10 protein-coding genes are annotated in these 16,985 nt (G+C 38.7%); 5 read left to right on the forward strand and 5 right to left on the reverse strand.

Features of this window, described 5'->3' with window-relative positions; genetic code table 11:
* The 5 genes from ACLHG9_RS14875 to ACLHG9_RS14895 all read right to left on the reverse strand — a co-directional run.
* On the reverse strand, positions 1-240 hold a 240-nt coding region (locus tag ACLHG9_RS14875), incomplete at its 3' end, for a 3-coathanger stack domain-containing protein (RefSeq protein ID WP_410222293.1).
* 37 nt (positions 241-277) lie between these two features.
* The gene (locus tag ACLHG9_RS14880) at positions 278-3,874 is read right to left on the reverse strand and encodes a hypothetical protein (protein WP_410222294.1); all 3,597 of its coding nucleotides are present in this window, start codon (positions 3,872-3,874) and stop codon (positions 278-280) included.
* A 90-nt stretch (positions 3,875-3,964) separates the two neighbouring features.
* Positions 3,965-4,933 carry a hypothetical protein gene (locus tag ACLHG9_RS14885; RefSeq protein WP_410222295.1) on the reverse strand — a complete coding sequence of 323 codons (969 nt, stop codon included), beginning with the start codon at positions 4,931-4,933 and terminating at the stop codon, positions 3,965-3,967.
* Positions 4,930-5,808, reverse strand: coding sequence for a hypothetical protein (locus tag ACLHG9_RS14890; RefSeq protein WP_410222296.1), 879 nt, complete (start codon positions 5,806-5,808; stop codon positions 4,930-4,932). The genes ACLHG9_RS14885 and ACLHG9_RS14890 overlap by 4 nt, the downstream gene beginning before the upstream one ends.
* Before the next feature lie 230 nt (positions 5,809-6,038).
* A complete protein-coding gene (locus ACLHG9_RS14895; protein ID WP_410222297.1) occupies positions 6,039-8,957 on the reverse strand; it encodes an FAD-binding and (Fe-S)-binding domain-containing protein in 2,919 nt (972 codons plus the stop codon).
* Between the two features lie 1,209 nt (positions 8,958-10,166).
* On the opposite strand from ACLHG9_RS14895, the gene ACLHG9_RS14900 reads away from it, so the two are divergent.
* From ACLHG9_RS14900 to ilvC, 5 genes are all read left to right on the forward strand, one after another.
* Positions 10,167-11,057, forward strand: coding sequence for a branched-chain amino acid transaminase (locus ACLHG9_RS14900; RefSeq protein ID WP_410222298.1), 891 nt, complete (start codon positions 10,167-10,169; stop codon positions 11,055-11,057).
* A 217-nt stretch (positions 11,058-11,274) separates the two neighbouring features.
* Positions 11,275-12,957: a dihydroxy-acid dehydratase gene (ilvD, locus tag ACLHG9_RS14905; RefSeq protein ID WP_410222299.1), complete on the forward strand. Its 1,683-nt coding sequence runs from the start codon at positions 11,275-11,277 to the stop codon at positions 12,955-12,957.
* Positions 12,958-12,976: 19 nt separating this feature from the next.
* Entirely contained in the window at positions 12,977-14,725 is a 1,749-nt protein-coding gene (gene ilvB / locus ACLHG9_RS14910) for a biosynthetic-type acetolactate synthase large subunit (protein ID WP_410222300.1), read from the forward strand.
* A 24-nt stretch (positions 14,726-14,749) separates the two neighbouring features.
* Positions 14,750-15,382: an acetolactate synthase small subunit gene (ilvN, locus tag ACLHG9_RS14915; RefSeq protein WP_410222301.1), complete on the forward strand. Its 633-nt coding sequence runs from the start codon at positions 14,750-14,752 to the stop codon at positions 15,380-15,382.
* A 104-nt stretch (positions 15,383-15,486) separates the two neighbouring features.
* A complete protein-coding gene (gene ilvC, locus ACLHG9_RS14920; protein ID WP_410222302.1) occupies positions 15,487-16,968 on the forward strand; it encodes a ketol-acid reductoisomerase in 1,482 nt (493 codons plus the stop codon).
* Positions 16,969-16,985 lie beyond the last annotated feature (17 nt).

Raw genomic sequence — 16,985 nt, forward strand, 5'->3', positions numbered from 1 at the left:
GCGGGTGAGGATGTAGTTCTGGTTGCTGCTGGGGGCGGTGGCCAGGGGCGGCGCGGGCGTACCGATGTAAACCCTGAGGCTGCTGCCCGAGGGGGCATGGAAGCCCGGCAGCAGCGTAACGCTGCCAGGGGCCGAAAGCACCGCCTCCCCGTTATATTGTGAATAGCTCTTGTGGTCCTGGGCAGGGGCGGCAAGGACTATAGTCAATTGGGCCAAGAACGCCAATATGTATTTCTTCATCAGTTGCTTGTTTTTGAATGAATGTGTACTTAAATTATTACCTTATTTCAACCAGTTCCAGTTCATAGTAGCTGGCCGCTCCGATATACATTACTTCTTCAAAAATATCGTCACGGGAACCACTTACGGTAATTTCAACAAATTTCTCTTCTATAGTATTATTAAAAGTATCGTATCTAATTCTAAATTTCATGATTTTAGTTGTTGAATCATCGTAAGATCGCCTTGCCCTGATCGTAATATTGTAAAAATAAGGGTCTACATATTCTTTATAATATAAGTTTGGAGGGCAGGTAGCAGGTTGATTATTGCCCGCTATTTTCCTGGTCTGATTATAAGTAAAACTATTGGGATTGGTATCCCGTTGTTCAACACTAATATTCCCGGTATAAGCTAACTGGTTATCAAACTCTGCATCTTTAGTAGTTTCGCAATTGATATTCCCTGTATTTACCCAGCTTGCTACTGTATTTGCATAATTATAAGTATATGCTTTTACCACCCGTCCATTATTATCTTTAACCAAACTCAATCTGTTTAAGGAGTCATACTCATAAAATATTGCATTATGATTTATTGCTGTTTCAGAAGTCATGCCTATTAATGGCATATAAGTATAGGTTTGTATTGTGGCATCAGCAGGATAAACAGTAACATCATCAATTGGAGCACTTTCATTAATAGTAAAATGATCAATTACATAATCTTTAACTACCTGTTGCCATTGATCTGATACATATCTAAAATACGATACCTTATATGCTCTTGAATTAGGCCTTACAAATGGGATTTCATAAGCCCCGTTATTACGAGATCTTACTCCTGTATGTGCATTTCCTTTTGGAAGACTAATATCTTGTTCAAAATCGTTAAAAAAGAATTCGTTATTGTCTGCATTATTTACTTTAGCTATGGGCAATGTCTTATTATATCCCCATGCCAATGATGTTTTAAACGATTTTTTTTCAGAATAAGAAAGTAAATTTCCTAAACTATCATAATAATGATATTGCATTTCCAATTCATCATTAACCTGCCCATTAAACCTAGATTTTATCAGTGAGGGCTTATAAAATGTATTTAAATCAAAAACATATTTATCATATACGGTACTCTCACGCTTGAGAAAAGTTGTATCTCTATAAAATTCTTTTTCAAGTATAGGTATAATAATATGCTTATTAACCATCTCATCTACTATAGACAAATTTGTTGTACTGTAAGTACTACTAAGGCTGTCTTTATCTTTAGGATACTTAAAATAAGTAATTAGCTGTTTTCCATCGCTCTGCGAAATTCTCTCTTTTTTTAACAATAATGTAGAGTCATCATAAGTATATTCTATTGCCTGGCTAACATAATTATCACTTTTCTGATCATAATTTTTTGTAGTTACTTTGGTAAGATAGGGCTCAAATAAATAGTGTTTATATGCAATGATTTGTTTTCCATATGAATGGCCATCTACTATTGCTTGTGTAATGTCTGTAGCTCTTATGGCCTCATTAAATCTGGCAGGGTTATTATTATATTCTCTTGTAATTTGTTGCAATAATTTATTTGAAGAATCGTAAGTTGTTTCAGACAACAGCTTTCCTCTTGAATAGGCCATATCTGTAAAAGCTACATTTATTCTGGAAGCCATATCCACATAAGTACCATTGTTTGCAGCTACATTACGGTATATGGGGTTATTATGATTTGAATATTCGTAAATCTTATAGCTTCCGTCAGTAAATTTCTCTTTTACTCTGCTATAGGTGATATGATTCCCGCCTGTAAAACTTAATGGAGTAACAGAATAATTAGTAAAAAGCCAATAAATAATATTTTGCCCTATGGAAATGGAATTTAAAAAATTAGAGCAGTTACTAGAAGGATGATAGTATTTCTCAACATAGCCATGTTCTCCCCCCAATATACCAGATGATGTATTATAGGTATCGCCCTCATCATAAAAGAATTCTCTCACTTCATCAGGGGAAGTCCCTGTTTTTGAGATGATTTTCTTAATTCTTAAGCCTCCACCTATTTTTTTTTCTCCAGAATTACCTAGCTTATCTACCTTAAAATAAGGATCGCTATTGTAAGAGTTTGCAATATAGGAGTAGGTATTGGGTTCATATATAAATTCCGTTCGCCCTCCTGTAGGATATTGAATATGAGACAAGGTACCCTCCTGCATATAATAAGGATCGCTTTCTCTAGATGTTTTATAGGCAGCCTCATCATCAGGTGTATATTTATAATTACCTGGTTTGCCCTCAAAATAACTCTTATTGTTAAAAAAACCCCAATGATCTAGTTTTCTTGAGATATAATCTGGCAATTCAAAATAAGGGTTATCATAATAATGAAAATTGTAAGGGTTTTTACTTACAGCAGTTTCTGGATTTTCTTCCTGCACAGATAAAAGCATTAACCTGCTTGTAGGTACATCTTTATAAGTAAAATTAAATCTGCTTATTTCTTTATTATTGAAATTATCATATATATGTAAGGTTGTAAGTTTATACCACTTAGCTTTTCCAGTACCCACGTCCTGGTAGTAGATTGAAGGGTGGCTACTATCGGTAAACGCGTCTCCATCTGGTCTTGGAAACTGAAGCTCATTAGTTTGAACTCTATCGAAAACAATGGTCTGACTACTAGAAATAATCTCTTTCAAATATACAGGATTAATTAGGTTTTCTGCAATATAACCACCTGCTCCGCCACTTAGCTTAGAAAAACCATTTCCGTCATTGATATAAGAAGCACTCCATGAATCAGTATTGATTACTACATAGCCCTCACGTTCATAATTTAACAATATTTCTTCACCTGTATTCATACTTACCTTAGTTAAATACCATGAAGTAGGTACCACCTGCCTATAAGTTTCATCTCTTTCCCCTGCATTTCTGCTAAACTCTATAGACTCATTGGTTCCGCCAAATGTATAAACTACCCCATCAGGTGCTGTAAGTACAATTTTATCTATAATCCTTGAAAGCATGATAGGGGTACCTGTAGAGCTGGTATTAAGTTCAAATGAATTTGTAGTTAAAGTCACCTTTATAGCTTTTCCGTTTGATGATCTAACTCTCCATGTCCCAGTATGATCTAAAAAGAAACTTCCAGAATAACCCATAAAATTAAACATAAATTCATCAGGTGCCGGATTTACACCTCCCTCTAATGGATTTACATCAGTATTTTTATCCATAATATCTCTTAGGGTTGTTACCAAATCCCAATCTGATCTATTTAATGCTCCGTAATTAATGAGATAGGATTTTCTATCTGTATTTCCAACAGGATCCTTCATCTCATCAGGTTCGCCATTAACTTTTCTCGTAATCGTGCCTCCTGCGCTCAAGCTCCACCCAAGCCCCACCCATCCCGGGTGATGATCTGGACGAACTCCTGAAGCATGATAAGACAAGTCAATAGGTAATGTTAATTCTTTTTCTGTAATTACATGAAGAGGGATGCCAATATTAGGTAAACCATTAAAATAACTTACTGGGATTTGTCCATATAAACCTAAACCAGCAGCATTAGGACTCGCTATTGCATAAGGTGTCTTTGATTGAGCATGTAATAAAGCATTGGTAAAAAAGCCAATGAGGAACAAAAAAATTCTTTTCATTTAAGCTTGTATTTTTATATATAAAGTAATTTTATTTAGCCAAGATATGGGTTATGATATGCATAAAGTTGTAACTTTTCTTTTTGCCTGTCATTCCTTTTTATTTTCCAGTTTTTCAAGTCTCTTTACTATTTCTTTATTTAAAATCAATTGATTTTCAAGTTGTTTATCCTTCTCTATCAAATGCAAGGTCAGTTCCTCTATCTTTTTCAATAGTACCTTGTTCATCTCGCCCAGTTCTATGCCTTCTTTCTCTGCCTCTGCTGCCGAGGGCACACCGGGAAGGTGCTTGTTCTTTTTGATGAATTCTGCTGTTTCCTTGAGGTCTGTCAGTCTATAACTGTCGTTGAATACATAATCTGGCCAGTTGGCGGTCTCTACCTTGATCTCTTTAGCACGGATCTTACCGTTTACAGAGAGTTTTTCTTGGGGGGTAGTGGTACCAATACCTACGTTTCCATCTGTTGAATATTGGACCATTAGGTTATCATAAGCCCTTGTGGCTTCGGGATGGATAAAAAACAGCTCAGAAAGACCTATTGAATTAGCAGGGCCGTCTCCTTTGTAGAAAGTAAACCTAATTTTACCAACGGCGGCTACACTAACGGGTACAATGTAATTATATGCTGAATAATTATCCACATCTGCAACGGTTATCCAATCATTTACTAAAGGATAGCCAGGAGAACCGCCATAATCATAAGTATTACATATTTCTACCTTAAATTTCACTGGTGCATAGAACCTAGTTGTCCAACCTATCCATGCGCCAGCTTGTACATTTATATTGGGTAATCCTTCTATTAATACCACATATGGATTTGTCTCATTCATAGCTCCAGAATATTGGGGGGCAAAATAACCATCAAACAGTTGTTTCAGGTCAAAAGTGTTGCCTCCACTTTGTGTTACAGTATAATGGCTCGTGGCATTAAACAACATATTTTTTTCCATTGAGGTGGTAGAACGGTTAGATGGTCCCATCACTACTTCATTGTTCTGGGCATTTACCTGTAAATACGTCATTACAAGTAAGATAAGGGTAATTTTTAATTTCATTTTTTATTTTCCAGTTGTTTTAGCCTTTTTTCCATATCATTCATTTTCTTATCCTTCTCTATCAAATGCAAAGTCAGTTCTTCTATCTTTTTCAATAGTATCTTGTTCATCTCGCCCAGTTCTATGCCTTCTTTCTCTGCCTCTGCTGCCGAGGGTACACCGGGAAGGTGCTTGTTCGCTTTGATGAATTCTGCTGTTTCTTTCAGATCTGGTAGTCTGTAGTTTTCTTTAAAAACGTAATCTGGCCAGTTGGCAGTTTCTACCTTGATCTCTTTGGCCCTGATCTTACCATTTACAGAGAGTTTTTCTTGGGGCATAGTGGTACCAATGCCTAAATTTCCTTCGTGATTTAAGGTCATTTTTGCTGTACTCCAATCAGCAGAACCAATTTTATTCGTATAAAAATCTATTTTGTGGTTTTCAGATGATAATGAACCTACAGTTTTCCAATGTCCAGCATATATCTTTAAATCGTTGCCATAGGTTTTAATTTGTGCATCGTAATCATTTTCTATACCTAGCTCTAAGCTCGGGTAATTATTTATTGACCCTATTCTAAATCCAGGTAAACCATTTACTCCACCAGGACCTACATTAACATTTAATAATACTTCTGGATCTATTGTCCCAATACCAACAAAATCACTGGAGTTGATATGAAACGGGACTTTCTGGGTAGTCGAATTATAAAGGCCAAAACCTGAATAATTAGCATACAGGGAATAGTGATTGATATTATCCTGCTTCTTCATTATAATTTCTGTAGAGTTTACTCCATTCGAATTCATAGTGATGGTCTGCATAACTGTTTGTTGTCCTTTAGCATATGTTATTGCAATGATCGACAGGAAAAAGCTGATTTTGAGTTTCATCATAAGGTTTGTTTATTGTTTGGTTGCTTTACTATAGCCATTGAGGACTTCATGTCTTCAAGGTTTTTACAGGGATAAGAAAGTTAGATAATCTAACTCATACGGGAGTGAGCGAGGCGTTAATCAGAATCATCTCAGAGAGTTGGCTTATAATTTCGACCCAAAATAAGTATAAAATAGCAACTCCTAAAAAGAATATTTCAATATTCTTTTTAGGAGTTAAACTACTTGAGCTAAACCAAAGCTTCCCACAAAATCTCTACAGGGTGTTGAGCTATGCGTTGCGTACCATCTTTGATCTGGTGGCGACAGCTTGTTCCGGCGGCGGCGATAAGGGTATCGGCAGCTTGTTTTCTTACCTCTGGTAAAAGCACCAGTTCGCCTACTTTCATGGAAACATCATAATGATCGGCCTCATAACCAAATGAACCCGCCATACCGCAGCAACCAGAAGGAATAAGCTCTACGGTATAGTTTTGTGGCAAGGCCAGTATTTTTTCGGTTGGGGTTAAAGCATTCAGCGATTTTTGGTAACAATGCCCATGCAGTTTAACCAATTGTGCTTTTTGGGTAAAAGCTGAAGCTTTTATCTGTCCGGCTTCAACCTCTTTCAATAAAAATTCTTCTACTAAAAAAGCATTTTTAGCTAAATGATTAGCTTTTTCTACAAGATGATCATCCACCAGTTCGGGATATTCATCTCTAAAAGTTAACAAAGCCGAAGGTTCTATGCCCAATAAAGGTGTTGCTTCTGTAATTAAATCTGCTAAAAGGTCAACATTTTGGTTGGCCAGTTTCTTGGCATCTCTCAATAAGCCTTTAGAGAGATAGGTTCTTCCACTTTCTTTGTGCTGAGGAATAATAACTTCATAGCCTAATTTTTCTAAAAGCTTTACGGTAGTTATCCCTATTTCCACATCGTTGTAATTGGTAAACTCATCACAGAAGAGGTAAATCTTTCGGGTTCTGGCTTGCACCGGGCTTTGTTTATCATGCTTTTTCTTCCAATTGCGCAAAGTGGTCATGCCTACTTTCGGCAGTGATCTACCTGTAGCAAAACCAACGGTTTTTTTGATCAGCTTTGAGGTAAAATTATTTGTGATCATAGCATTGTACAGGCTCGGGAAAAGCATGGCCAATTGCTGTGTCTTGGTAAAGTTAGCGATCATTTTTGCCCTAAATGGAACGCCATTGGCATCGTAATAATGCTGTAAGAACTCCGCCTTTAACTTGGCAACATCTACACTTGATGGACATTCTGATTTACAACCTTTACAGCTCAGGCACAGATCCATCACCTCTTTGATTTCTTTATGGTTAAACGGATTTTCTTCTGTTGAATTGGTTAAAAACTGTCTCAATATATTGGCTCTGGCCCTGGTGGTATCTTTTTCCTGTCGGGTAGCCATGTACGATGGGCACATGGTACCTCCTGTTACATGGGTTTTACGGCAATCGCCCGAGCCTGAGCATTTTTCTGTTAATCTTAATATGTTTTCGCTCTTGCTGAAATCAAAAATGGTTTTTACGGGCTTGGTCTTTTTATCGGCCTCATAACGTAAAAACTCGTTCATTGGTGGCGTATCTACAATTTTATTTGCGTTGAAGATGCCTACAGGATCAAACAGGTTTTTAACATCCTTCAATAATGCATAAACCTCTTTGCCCAGTACATCCTTAATAAATTCGCCGCGTAAACGTCCGTCGCCATGCTCGCCACTTAAAGATCCATTGTATTTTTTAACCAATTGCGCTGTTTCCTTAAGCACTTGCCTAAATACCTCTTTCCCTCCGCTGGTTTTGAGGTTGATCATAGGTTCTATATGCAATTCTCCTGCTCCGGCATGTGCATAGTAAGACGCGTGTAACTGGTAGCGGTCAAGTACCTCCTGCAAATCTTCTACATAAGCAGGCAAATCTTCAGGCGATACGGCACAATCTTCAATCAGGTTTACGGGTTGCGTATCGCCCGGTAAGTTCCTGATCAATCCTAAACCTGCTTTTCTCACATCCCAGGCCAGTTTAGTCTGTTTGTTACCTTTTACAATTGGATAAGCATAACCCAATCCTGCGGCTTTCAGATCAGCGATCAAAGCTGAGGTCTTAACATCCAGTTGCTGTTCGGTATCGGCAAAAAACTCTACCATTAACAAAGCTTCTGGTTCACCTTCTATAAAAAAACGGTTGTGCTGATAAACCGGATGGCCTTTGGTAAAGTCCATGATGTATTTATCTACCAGCTCAGAAGCCATCGGCTTATGCTTAAGAATAATAATATTGGCCAAAAGCGATTCGGCCAGCGAATTAAAGTGCACGCACACCAGTGCCTCTTCTTTTGGCGGCAAGGGCAAAAGTTTAAGTTTAGCTTCGGTTACAAATGCCAAAGTCCCTTCTGATCCTGCCAAAAGCTTGCATAAGTTAAAAGTTTCTTTTCCTTCTTCAGGAATGAGGAAATCAAGTGCATAGCCTGTATTTCTGCGGGTAAGTGTCTTTTTTGGGTAGCCTTTTTTAATGGCTTCTATATTTTCAGGCTTGTTAATCAGCTCATGTATGCCTTTGTAGATTACACCTTCAAGATTGTTCTGTTCAGCTTTTTCTGCTACCTGCTGTTTGTTTAAAGCCTTAAGCTCCGTTTCATCGCCATTGCTCAACATTACTTTCGCTTCGAGCAGGTTACCCCGGGTATCGCCCCATACAATAGAATGCAGTCCGCAGGAGTTATTACCGATCATCCCCCCTATCATGGCTCTGCTGGCAGTAGAGGTTTCCGGGCCAAACATCAACCCATAAGGTTTCAATGCCGAGTTCAGATCATCTCTGATTACACCAGGCTGCACCCTTACCCATTGTTCTTCTTGGTTGATCTCTAAAATTTGCGTAAAATATTTCGAAATATCTACCACGATGCCATTGCCCACTACTTGTCCGGCTAAAGAAGTTCCTGCCGCACGCGGAATAAGCGACACCCTGTGCTCATTGGCAAAACGGATCAGTCTTTTGATATCTTCTTTAGTTTTGGGAATGGCCACTGCCAAAGGTTTTTCCTGATATACCGAAGCGTCAGTAGAATACACCTTTTTCAATGCTTCATGTACCGTAGAATTATCGTAGAATAACTCGCCTTCGAACGTGGTCTTTAAGTTTTCGAACATCTCAATTTCAGCAATAATGGATTACAAAAGGTAAAATTAGAAAATAGTTACGGATAAAAACACCGTTTTTGACAATAAAAAACAGTTCTAAATTAGCTATAAACTCATTACAGAACTTAATATCCATCATCTGCCCAAAATTTTGTTTTTCTGCTGATAGCGCTTTATAATTCAGGTAGAATGATACCCCTCACGTTATCTCCAGTAAATCAACCCAGGCTCTGAACTTATTTTGTGAGGGTACAATAACAAATTCATATCTCTCCGCTAAAGCAAAGTCTGTAAAATATACCGAAACAGCTTACCTTAAATCCATTCAAAAAGTTAGATACAATGAACTTACCCGTGCGTCATCCTGAACTCATTTCAGGGTATATATTTTCTTCCTTAATTAGATGCTGAACTAAATTCAGCATGACGGATCACTATTATTTAGCGTCACCCTGAACTCGTTTCAGGGTCTCACCTCTCTTGATTAAACCAAAAACTGAAAGCTGTAGAAACAAGTTTGGCATGACAATCGGCTTGTTTAAATACAACATTTTTAATTGATCAACATCGTTTTTGGTTTCATTCCAGAGCAAGCTCTTTTAAAATCTAACACCTCCAATCTAAGTCGTCCTAACTATCCAAAATCAACCGCCTACCATCAGCTAAATTCCAACTTTCTTAGAGGCAAATTTTAACAAACTTAAAAGCATATTTTCTGGTTTTAAGCAGAAAAGCGATACCAATACAATGCAAGCATAATATTTGAACCAAATACCAATTTTATATTTGGTTCAAATATTATATTTTTATATTTCAAAAAAAATAATTTATTCAAAATATAATTTTAAAAAACAAAACAAAAACAGTTAATAATATTTTTTAATTTTAATTAAAATATTCTATTGCTTTTAAATGAACCAAAAACTAAATTGGTTTTTGTAAAACACAGCAATTGTAAAGTAACAGAAACACCGACTTAAAAAGACCAGAAAAAAGGGTGTTTTTTTCAGCAACAAAATTTGTGTTCTACCCCATACACAACTTAATAAATAAAAGAAACTGTTTAGACCTTTGAACTAAAAAAATATCCGCCATGCCGAACGTGGTTCAGCATCTTTCCGAAAGTTAGGAAAGTAAACACGAGCTTATCAGCGCAGCGAATTAAAAAAGATCAAGATTTGAACGGCCTCTGAAAAACTTCTTTTAAAAAGAAAATTTATGAATTATTACAATTCGAACACGGTAATTTATTTGGACGGCGAATTTGTGAAGGCACGGGAGGCCAAAACAGATTTGTACGGACAATCGCTGCATTATGGCTATGCTGCTTTTGAAGGCATAAGAGCCTACAAAACGCATAATGCTACGCGTATTTTTAAAGCCAGAGAACATTTTGAACGCCTAAAACGTTCATGCGACCTTACTGGTATTCCTTTTAACTGGGATATTAACGACCTGATCGTAAAAACCTACCGCCTGCTCGAATTGAATAATCTAAAAGATGCTTATATACGCCCTTTGGTCTTTTGTGAGCCCAATATGAGCTTAACCACTCCTAAAGCAAGCAACATTATGATCTGCGCCTGGGAATGGGGATCTTATTTTGGTGATAAGCAATTAAAGGTATGTATCTCTCCCTACGAGCGTCCAAACCCTAAATCTATCCACATCGAAGCTAAAATGAGCGGTCATTACGTAAACGCAATTTTAGCCAGCGGCGATGCTAAAAACAAAGGTTTTGATGAAGCACTGCTTTTAGATGTAAAGGGTTTTATTGCCGAAGCACCAAGTGCAAACATCTTTATTGAAAAGAACGGAAAGCTTTATACGCCCGCTTTAGGTAATATTTTACCGGGCATTACACGTGCAACCATTATTGAACTTTGCAAAGTTTTAGATATAGAAGTTATCGAGAAACAGATCAGTATAGATTTTCTGCACAACGCAGATAGCGCTTTTTTCTGTGGAACGGCTGTTGAAGTGGTAGGCATACATACCATAGATGATGTGGTTTACCGTCCACGCTGGCGTGACAGCATTGGCGCTACCCTGCAAAGAGCCTATAAAAATCTGGTACTCGAAAAAGTAAACTACGAAGTAATTATTTAAAAAGTTCTTTGTTTTAAATTTTTTGTTGTTAGTTTTGGGTTTACAAAAACAAAGCAAAAGTGATTTTAAACACCAATATTATTAACAACATTATTATTGTCATTTCTCAGAAAGAGAGGTGGAAACCGTTGTTTATATAATATTGACAGAAAAATATTCAGCGAACCGCCTCCTGCAAAGAGGCGGTTTTTTTTTGCCCTATTATCAAAATAAATCAATGGAATTAAACAAGTACAGTCGCATTTTTACACAAGACAAAACACAACCTGCAGCCAAAGCCATGCTTTACGGAATAGGTTTAACCGATGCCGATATGAATAAAGCGCAGGTAGGCATCGCCAGTATGGGTTACGATGGCAATACCTGCAATATGCACCTTAACGATTTAGCCAAAGTGGTTAAAAAAGGAATTTGGGACAACGGAATGGTTGGCCTCACCTTCAACACCATTGGGGTGAGTGATGGCATGAGCAACGGAACAGAAGGTATGCGTTACTCGTTGGTAAGTCGCGATGTAATTGCCGATAGTATTGAAACCATATGTGGAGGACAGTATTACGATGGTCTGATCACCATACCGGGCTGTGATAAGAATATGCCGGGATCATTAATGGCAATGGGTCGCTTAAATCGCCCTTCTATCATGGTATATGGCGGTACCATTAAAGCTGGTCATTATAAAGATGACCATCATTTAAATATAGTTTCTGCTTTTGAGGCTTTGGGGCAAAAAATTGCAGGTACCATTTCTGATGAAGATTTTGATGGCGTAATCAAAAATGCCTGCCCCGGTGCAGGTGCGTGTGGAGGTATTTATACTGCAAATACCATGGCATCGGCTATTGAAGCTTTGGGCATGAGCCTTCCCTATTCTTCGTCAAACCCTGCACTGAGCGAAGACAAAAAACAGGAATGTTTAGCTGCCGGAAAAGCCATTCTCAACTTACTTGAAAAAGATATTAAACCCTCTGATATCATGACACGGGCGGCATTTGAAAATGCCATTGTTACGCTCATGGTTTTAGGTGGTTCTACCAACGCAGTTTTACACCTTATTGCCATTGCAAAAAGTGTAAACGTAAAACTTACACAAGACGATTTCCAGACGATCAGTAACCGTATTCCGGTATTGGCAGATATGAAACCAAGCGGTACTTACATGATGGAAGACCTCCACAAAATAGGCGGTGTACCTGCGGTAATGAAATACCTGCTAAAATTGGGCTGGATAGATGGTTCTTGTTTAACCGTAACCGGAAAAACCATTGCTGAGAACCTTGCAGAAGTACCCGAACTTGAATTTGAGAACCAAAAAGTCATCATGCCTAAAGAAAATCCGATCAAAGCTACGGGACATCTCCAGATTCTGTACGGCAATATTGCGGAAAAAGGTTCTGTAGCTAAAATATCAGGAAAAGAAGGCGAACGTTTTGAAGGGCCTGCACGGGTGTTTGACGGCGAATTTGAACTGATAAACGGCATCTTATCCGGCAGGGTAAAAGCCGGAGATGTGGTGGTTATACGTAACGTAGGACCTAAAGGAGCCCCGGGAATGCCCGAAATGCTGAAACCTACTTCTGCCATATTTGGTGCAGGCTTAGGTAGCAGCGTGGCCTTAATTACCGATGGCCGTTTTTCTGGTGGAACGCATGGCTTTGTAGTAGGCCATATTACCCCCGAAGCCTATGATGGCGGCAATATCGCCCTTATTAACGATAACGATCTGATCGAAATTGATGCCACCAAAAATACTATACAGCTTAAAATAAGCGAACAGGAAATGGCAGCCCGAAAAGCACAATGGCAACAACCTGAATTAAAAGTAAAAAAAGGCGTCCTCTATAAATATGCAAAAAGTGTTTCAGATGCTTCTGAAGGCTGCGTAACCGACGAAGGATAAACCCCAAAAACCTAAAACAATGGCACAAGAAACAACCTTTGAACCCACTACAAAAACTGCAACCCCTACTGTGAAAACAGTAAAAGCCAGTGGCTCTCAAATTTTATTGAACGGACTTATTGAAGAAGGCGTAACTACTATTTTTGGTTATCCGGGCGGTGCAATCATGCCTATTTATGATGCGCTTTATGATTACAACGATAAACTCAAACATATCTTGGTACGCCACGAACAAGGCGGCATCCATGCTGCTCAGGGCTATGCCCGTTCAAGCGGTGATGTAGGTGTAGTGTTTGCCACTAGTGGCCCGGGTGCAACCAATCTGGTTACCGGTTTAGCAGATGCACAGATAGATAGCACGCCCATAGTGTGTATTACCGGACAAGTATTTGCACACCTTTTGGGTACAGATGCTTTTCAAGAAACAGATGTAATCAATATCACAACCCCGGTAACTAAATGGAATTATCAGGTAACCGATGCAAAAGAAATACCCGAAGTATTGGCAAAAGCCTTTTATATTGCCAAAAGTGGTCGCCCAGGACCGGTTTTAATTGATATTACCAAAAATGCGCAACTACAGATAGAAGATTTTGGACCTTATCTAAAATGCAATCATATTCGCAGCTACAGACCAAAACCACAATTACGTTTTGAATTTATTGAAGAAGCCGCAAAGCTTATTAACCAAGCCAAAAAACCTTTTGTGTTATTTGGACAAGGGGTAATATTGGGCAAGGCCGAAAATGAATTCAAGGCATTTATAGAAAAAGCAGGTTTACCCAGCGCGTTTACAATTATGGGCGATGGCGCCATTCCTACCTCGCACCCTTTAAATGTGGGTATGTTAGGTATGCATGGTAACTACGGACCTAATGTATTAACCAATGAAGCCGATGTAATCATTGCCATAGGAATGCGTTTTGACGATCGTGTAACCGGCCGCTTAGATAAATACGCCAAGCAGGCTAAAATTATACATCTGGATATTGATCCTGCCGAAATTGATAAAAATGTTAAAGCCGATGTAGGCGTATGGGGCGATTGCAAGGAAACACTGCCGGTATTGACCAATCTGGTTCATAAAACCGAACATACCGAATGGCTAGCCAAATTTAGAGATTACAACCAACAGGAAATAGACCAGGTAATTACGCCAGAGCTTTATCCTCAAGGAGATGAAATGACCATGGGCGAGGTTTTACGTGTATTAAATGAAATAACTGGTGGCAATGCCATTGTGGTAACAGATGTAGGTCAGCACCAAATGGTAGCATGCCGCTATGCTAAATTTAACCATACCCGCAGCAATATCACTTCTGGCGGATTAGGTACAATGGGTTTTGGTTTACCTGCAGCAATAGGTGCAAAATACGGAGCCCCTCATAAAACCGTAGTGGCTATTATTGGCGATGGCGGTTTCCAGATGACCCCGCAAGAATTAGGAACCATTATGCAGTTTGGTGCAGAGGTTAAAATCTTAATTCTAAATAATAGCTTTTTGGGTATGGTACGTCAATGGCAACAACTGTTTCATGATAAACGCTACTCTTTCGTTAACATTACCAGCCCCGATTTTGTGGCTTTAGCCAAATCATATTACATAGAGGCCAATAAAGTAAGCGAAAGAGCAAACCTGAAAACTGCTTTAGAAAACATGATCAACCACAAAGGTGCTTATCTTTTAGAAGTAGTGGTTGGTAAAGAAAACAATGTATTTCCAATGGTGCCTCAGGGATGCAGCGTAAGCGAAATAAGATTGAAATAAGTTGAAAAGCGAAACAAGAACACAATGAACAATACCATACAACATATAGCTGCCGATCCAACTTATCAGGGTAAGCAGGAATTTACCATAACCGTTTATACCGAAAACAGGATAGGTATCTTAAACAGGATTTCCATCATTTTTTCGAAAAGAAAAATCAATATCGAAAGCCTCAACACTTCTTCAACAGAAATTGAAGGCATTCATCGCTTTAACATTCTCATTAACGAGAGTTACGAGGTAGTAAGAAAATTAGCGCGCCAAATAGAAAAGCAGGTAGAAGTACTCAAGGTATATTTTAATACCAATGATCAGATCATTTGGCAAGAACTTGCGCTCTATAAAGTACCTACAACAGAGATAACCGAAAAAGTAACGGTTGAACGCTTATTACGTCAATATGGGGCCAGTGCAGTAGTGATCAGACAGGATTATACTGTTTTTGCAGTTACCGGCCACAAAGAAGAAACCGATGCATTGGTAAAAGCTTTAGAACCTTACAGCCTGATAGAGTTTGTACGCAGTGCCCGCGTAGCAATCATTAAAGAAAGCGCTGGTTTCCACGAAAAACTGAAAGAATTTGAAGCAGTAGAGCCCGGAGAAGAACTGGTTAAAAACGAGTTTTTAGACGAAGGTGATAAAGTATTCACAATGTGAGTGACGGGTGAGAGGAGATATTAGACTAATAACAAAAGACAATCAACGTAAAACAACCAACAAAAAACGATCAACAAAAACATAAAAATTAACCAATAAAAACAATGGCAAATTATTTTAACACCCTACCTCTCAGAGAAAAACTTGACCAATTAGGTGTATGCGAATTCATGGACAACAATGAATTTTTAGATGGCGTAAATGCCCTGAAAGGCAAGAAAATTGTAATTGTAGGCTGTGGTGCCCAGGGTTTGAATCAAGGATTAAACTTAAGAGACAGCGGACTTGATGTAAGCTATGCCTTACGCAAAGAAGCCATTGAGGCTAAACGCGACTCATGGAAAAATGCCATCGACAATAATTTTAAGGTAGGCACTTATGAAGAATTAATTCCGGATGCGGATCTGGTAGCCAACTTAACACCCGATAAACAACATACCGCTGTAGTTAGTGCTATCATGCCCCTAATGAAAGAAGGGGCTACCTTATCTTACTCACACGGATTTAACATTGTTGAAGAAGGTATGCAGGTACGCAAAGATCTAACGGTAATTATGGTGGCTCCTAAATGTCCCGGATCCGAAGTAAGGGCCGAGTATTTAAGAGGCTTTGGGGTACCTACACTAATTGCCGTACACCCCGAAAATGATCCGCAAGGCAAAGGCTTAGCACAGGCAAAAGCTTATTGCGTAGGTACTGGTGGTCATAAAGCAGGTGTATTGAGATCTTCTTTTGTGGCTGAGGTTAAATCAGATTTAATGGGCGAACAAACTATTCTTTGCGGCCTGTTGCAAACAGGATCGATCCTTTCTTTTGATAAAATGGTTGAAAAGGGTATAGACCCGGGATATGCTTCAAAATTAGTTCAATACGGAGTAGAAGTTATTACAGAAGCCTTAAAACATGGCGGGGTAAGCGGTATGATGGATCGTTTGAGCAACCCTGCAAAAGTTAAAGCCTTTCATGTATCAGAAGAATTAAAAAAAATCATGCGCCCCTTGTTCCAAAAACATCAAGATGATATCATGAGCGGAGAATTTAGCCGAACTATGATGGAAGACTGGGCAAACAACGATGCCAACCTATTAAAATGGAGAGCAGAAACCGGCGAAACTGCTTTTGAAAAAACACCTGCCGGCGATGTGAAGATCAGTGAACAGGAATACTTTGATAACTACACCCTTATGGTGGCTTTTGTAAGAGCAGGTGTTGAACTGGCTTTTGAAACTATGGTAGAAGCAGGTATTAAAGCCGAAAGTGCTTACTATGAATCGTTACACGAAACGCCTTTGATCGCCAACACCATTGCCCGTAAAAAATTATTTGAAATGAACCGTGTAATTTCTGATACAGCAGAATATGGATGCTACCTGTTTGATCAGGCTTGCAAGCCTCTATTGGCCGATTTCATGAAAACCGTTGATACCGACCTTGTGGGCAAAAACTTTAACGAAGGCAAAAACGGTAGTGTGGACAATAGAGAATTGGTACGCATCAATGAAATTTTACGTGAACACCCTGTTGAAATTGTAGGTAGAAAATTGCGTAAAGCCATGACGGCCATGAAGTCTATCAAGACAGCTTAACGAATAACAACTTAACT

The organism is Pedobacter sp. (assembly GCF_046462515.1).
Classification (GTDB): Bacteria; Bacteroidota; Bacteroidia; order Sphingobacteriales; family Sphingobacteriaceae; genus Pedobacter.

Bases quoted from the DNA above. Each gene is read 5' to 3' on its own strand.
- ACLHG9_RS14880 (WP_410222294.1), bottom strand. From the start codon at position 3,874: ATGAAAAGAATTTTTTTGTTCCTCATTGGCTTTTTTACCAATGCTTTA.
- ACLHG9_RS14885 (WP_410222295.1), bottom strand. From the start codon at position 4,933: ATGAAATTAAAAATTACCCTTATCTTACTTGTAATGACGTATTTACAG.
- ACLHG9_RS14890 (WP_410222296.1), bottom strand. From the start codon at position 5,808: ATGATGAAACTCAAAATCAGCTTTTTCCTGTCGATCATTGCAATAACA.
- ACLHG9_RS14895 (WP_410222297.1), bottom strand. From the start codon at position 8,957: ATGTTCGAAAACTTAAAGACCACGTTCGAAGGCGAGTTATTCTACGAT.
- ACLHG9_RS14900 (WP_410222298.1), top strand. From the start codon at position 10,167: ATGAATTATTACAATTCGAACACGGTAATTTATTTGGACGGCGAATTT.
- ilvD (WP_410222299.1), top strand. From the start codon at position 11,275: ATGGAATTAAACAAGTACAGTCGCATTTTTACACAAGACAAAACACAA.
- ilvB (WP_410222300.1), top strand. From the start codon at position 12,977: ATGGCACAAGAAACAACCTTTGAACCCACTACAAAAACTGCAACCCCT.
- ilvN (WP_410222301.1), top strand. From the start codon at position 14,750: ATGAACAATACCATACAACATATAGCTGCCGATCCAACTTATCAGGGT.
- ilvC (WP_410222302.1), top strand. From the start codon at position 15,487: ATGGCAAATTATTTTAACACCCTACCTCTCAGAGAAAAACTTGACCAA.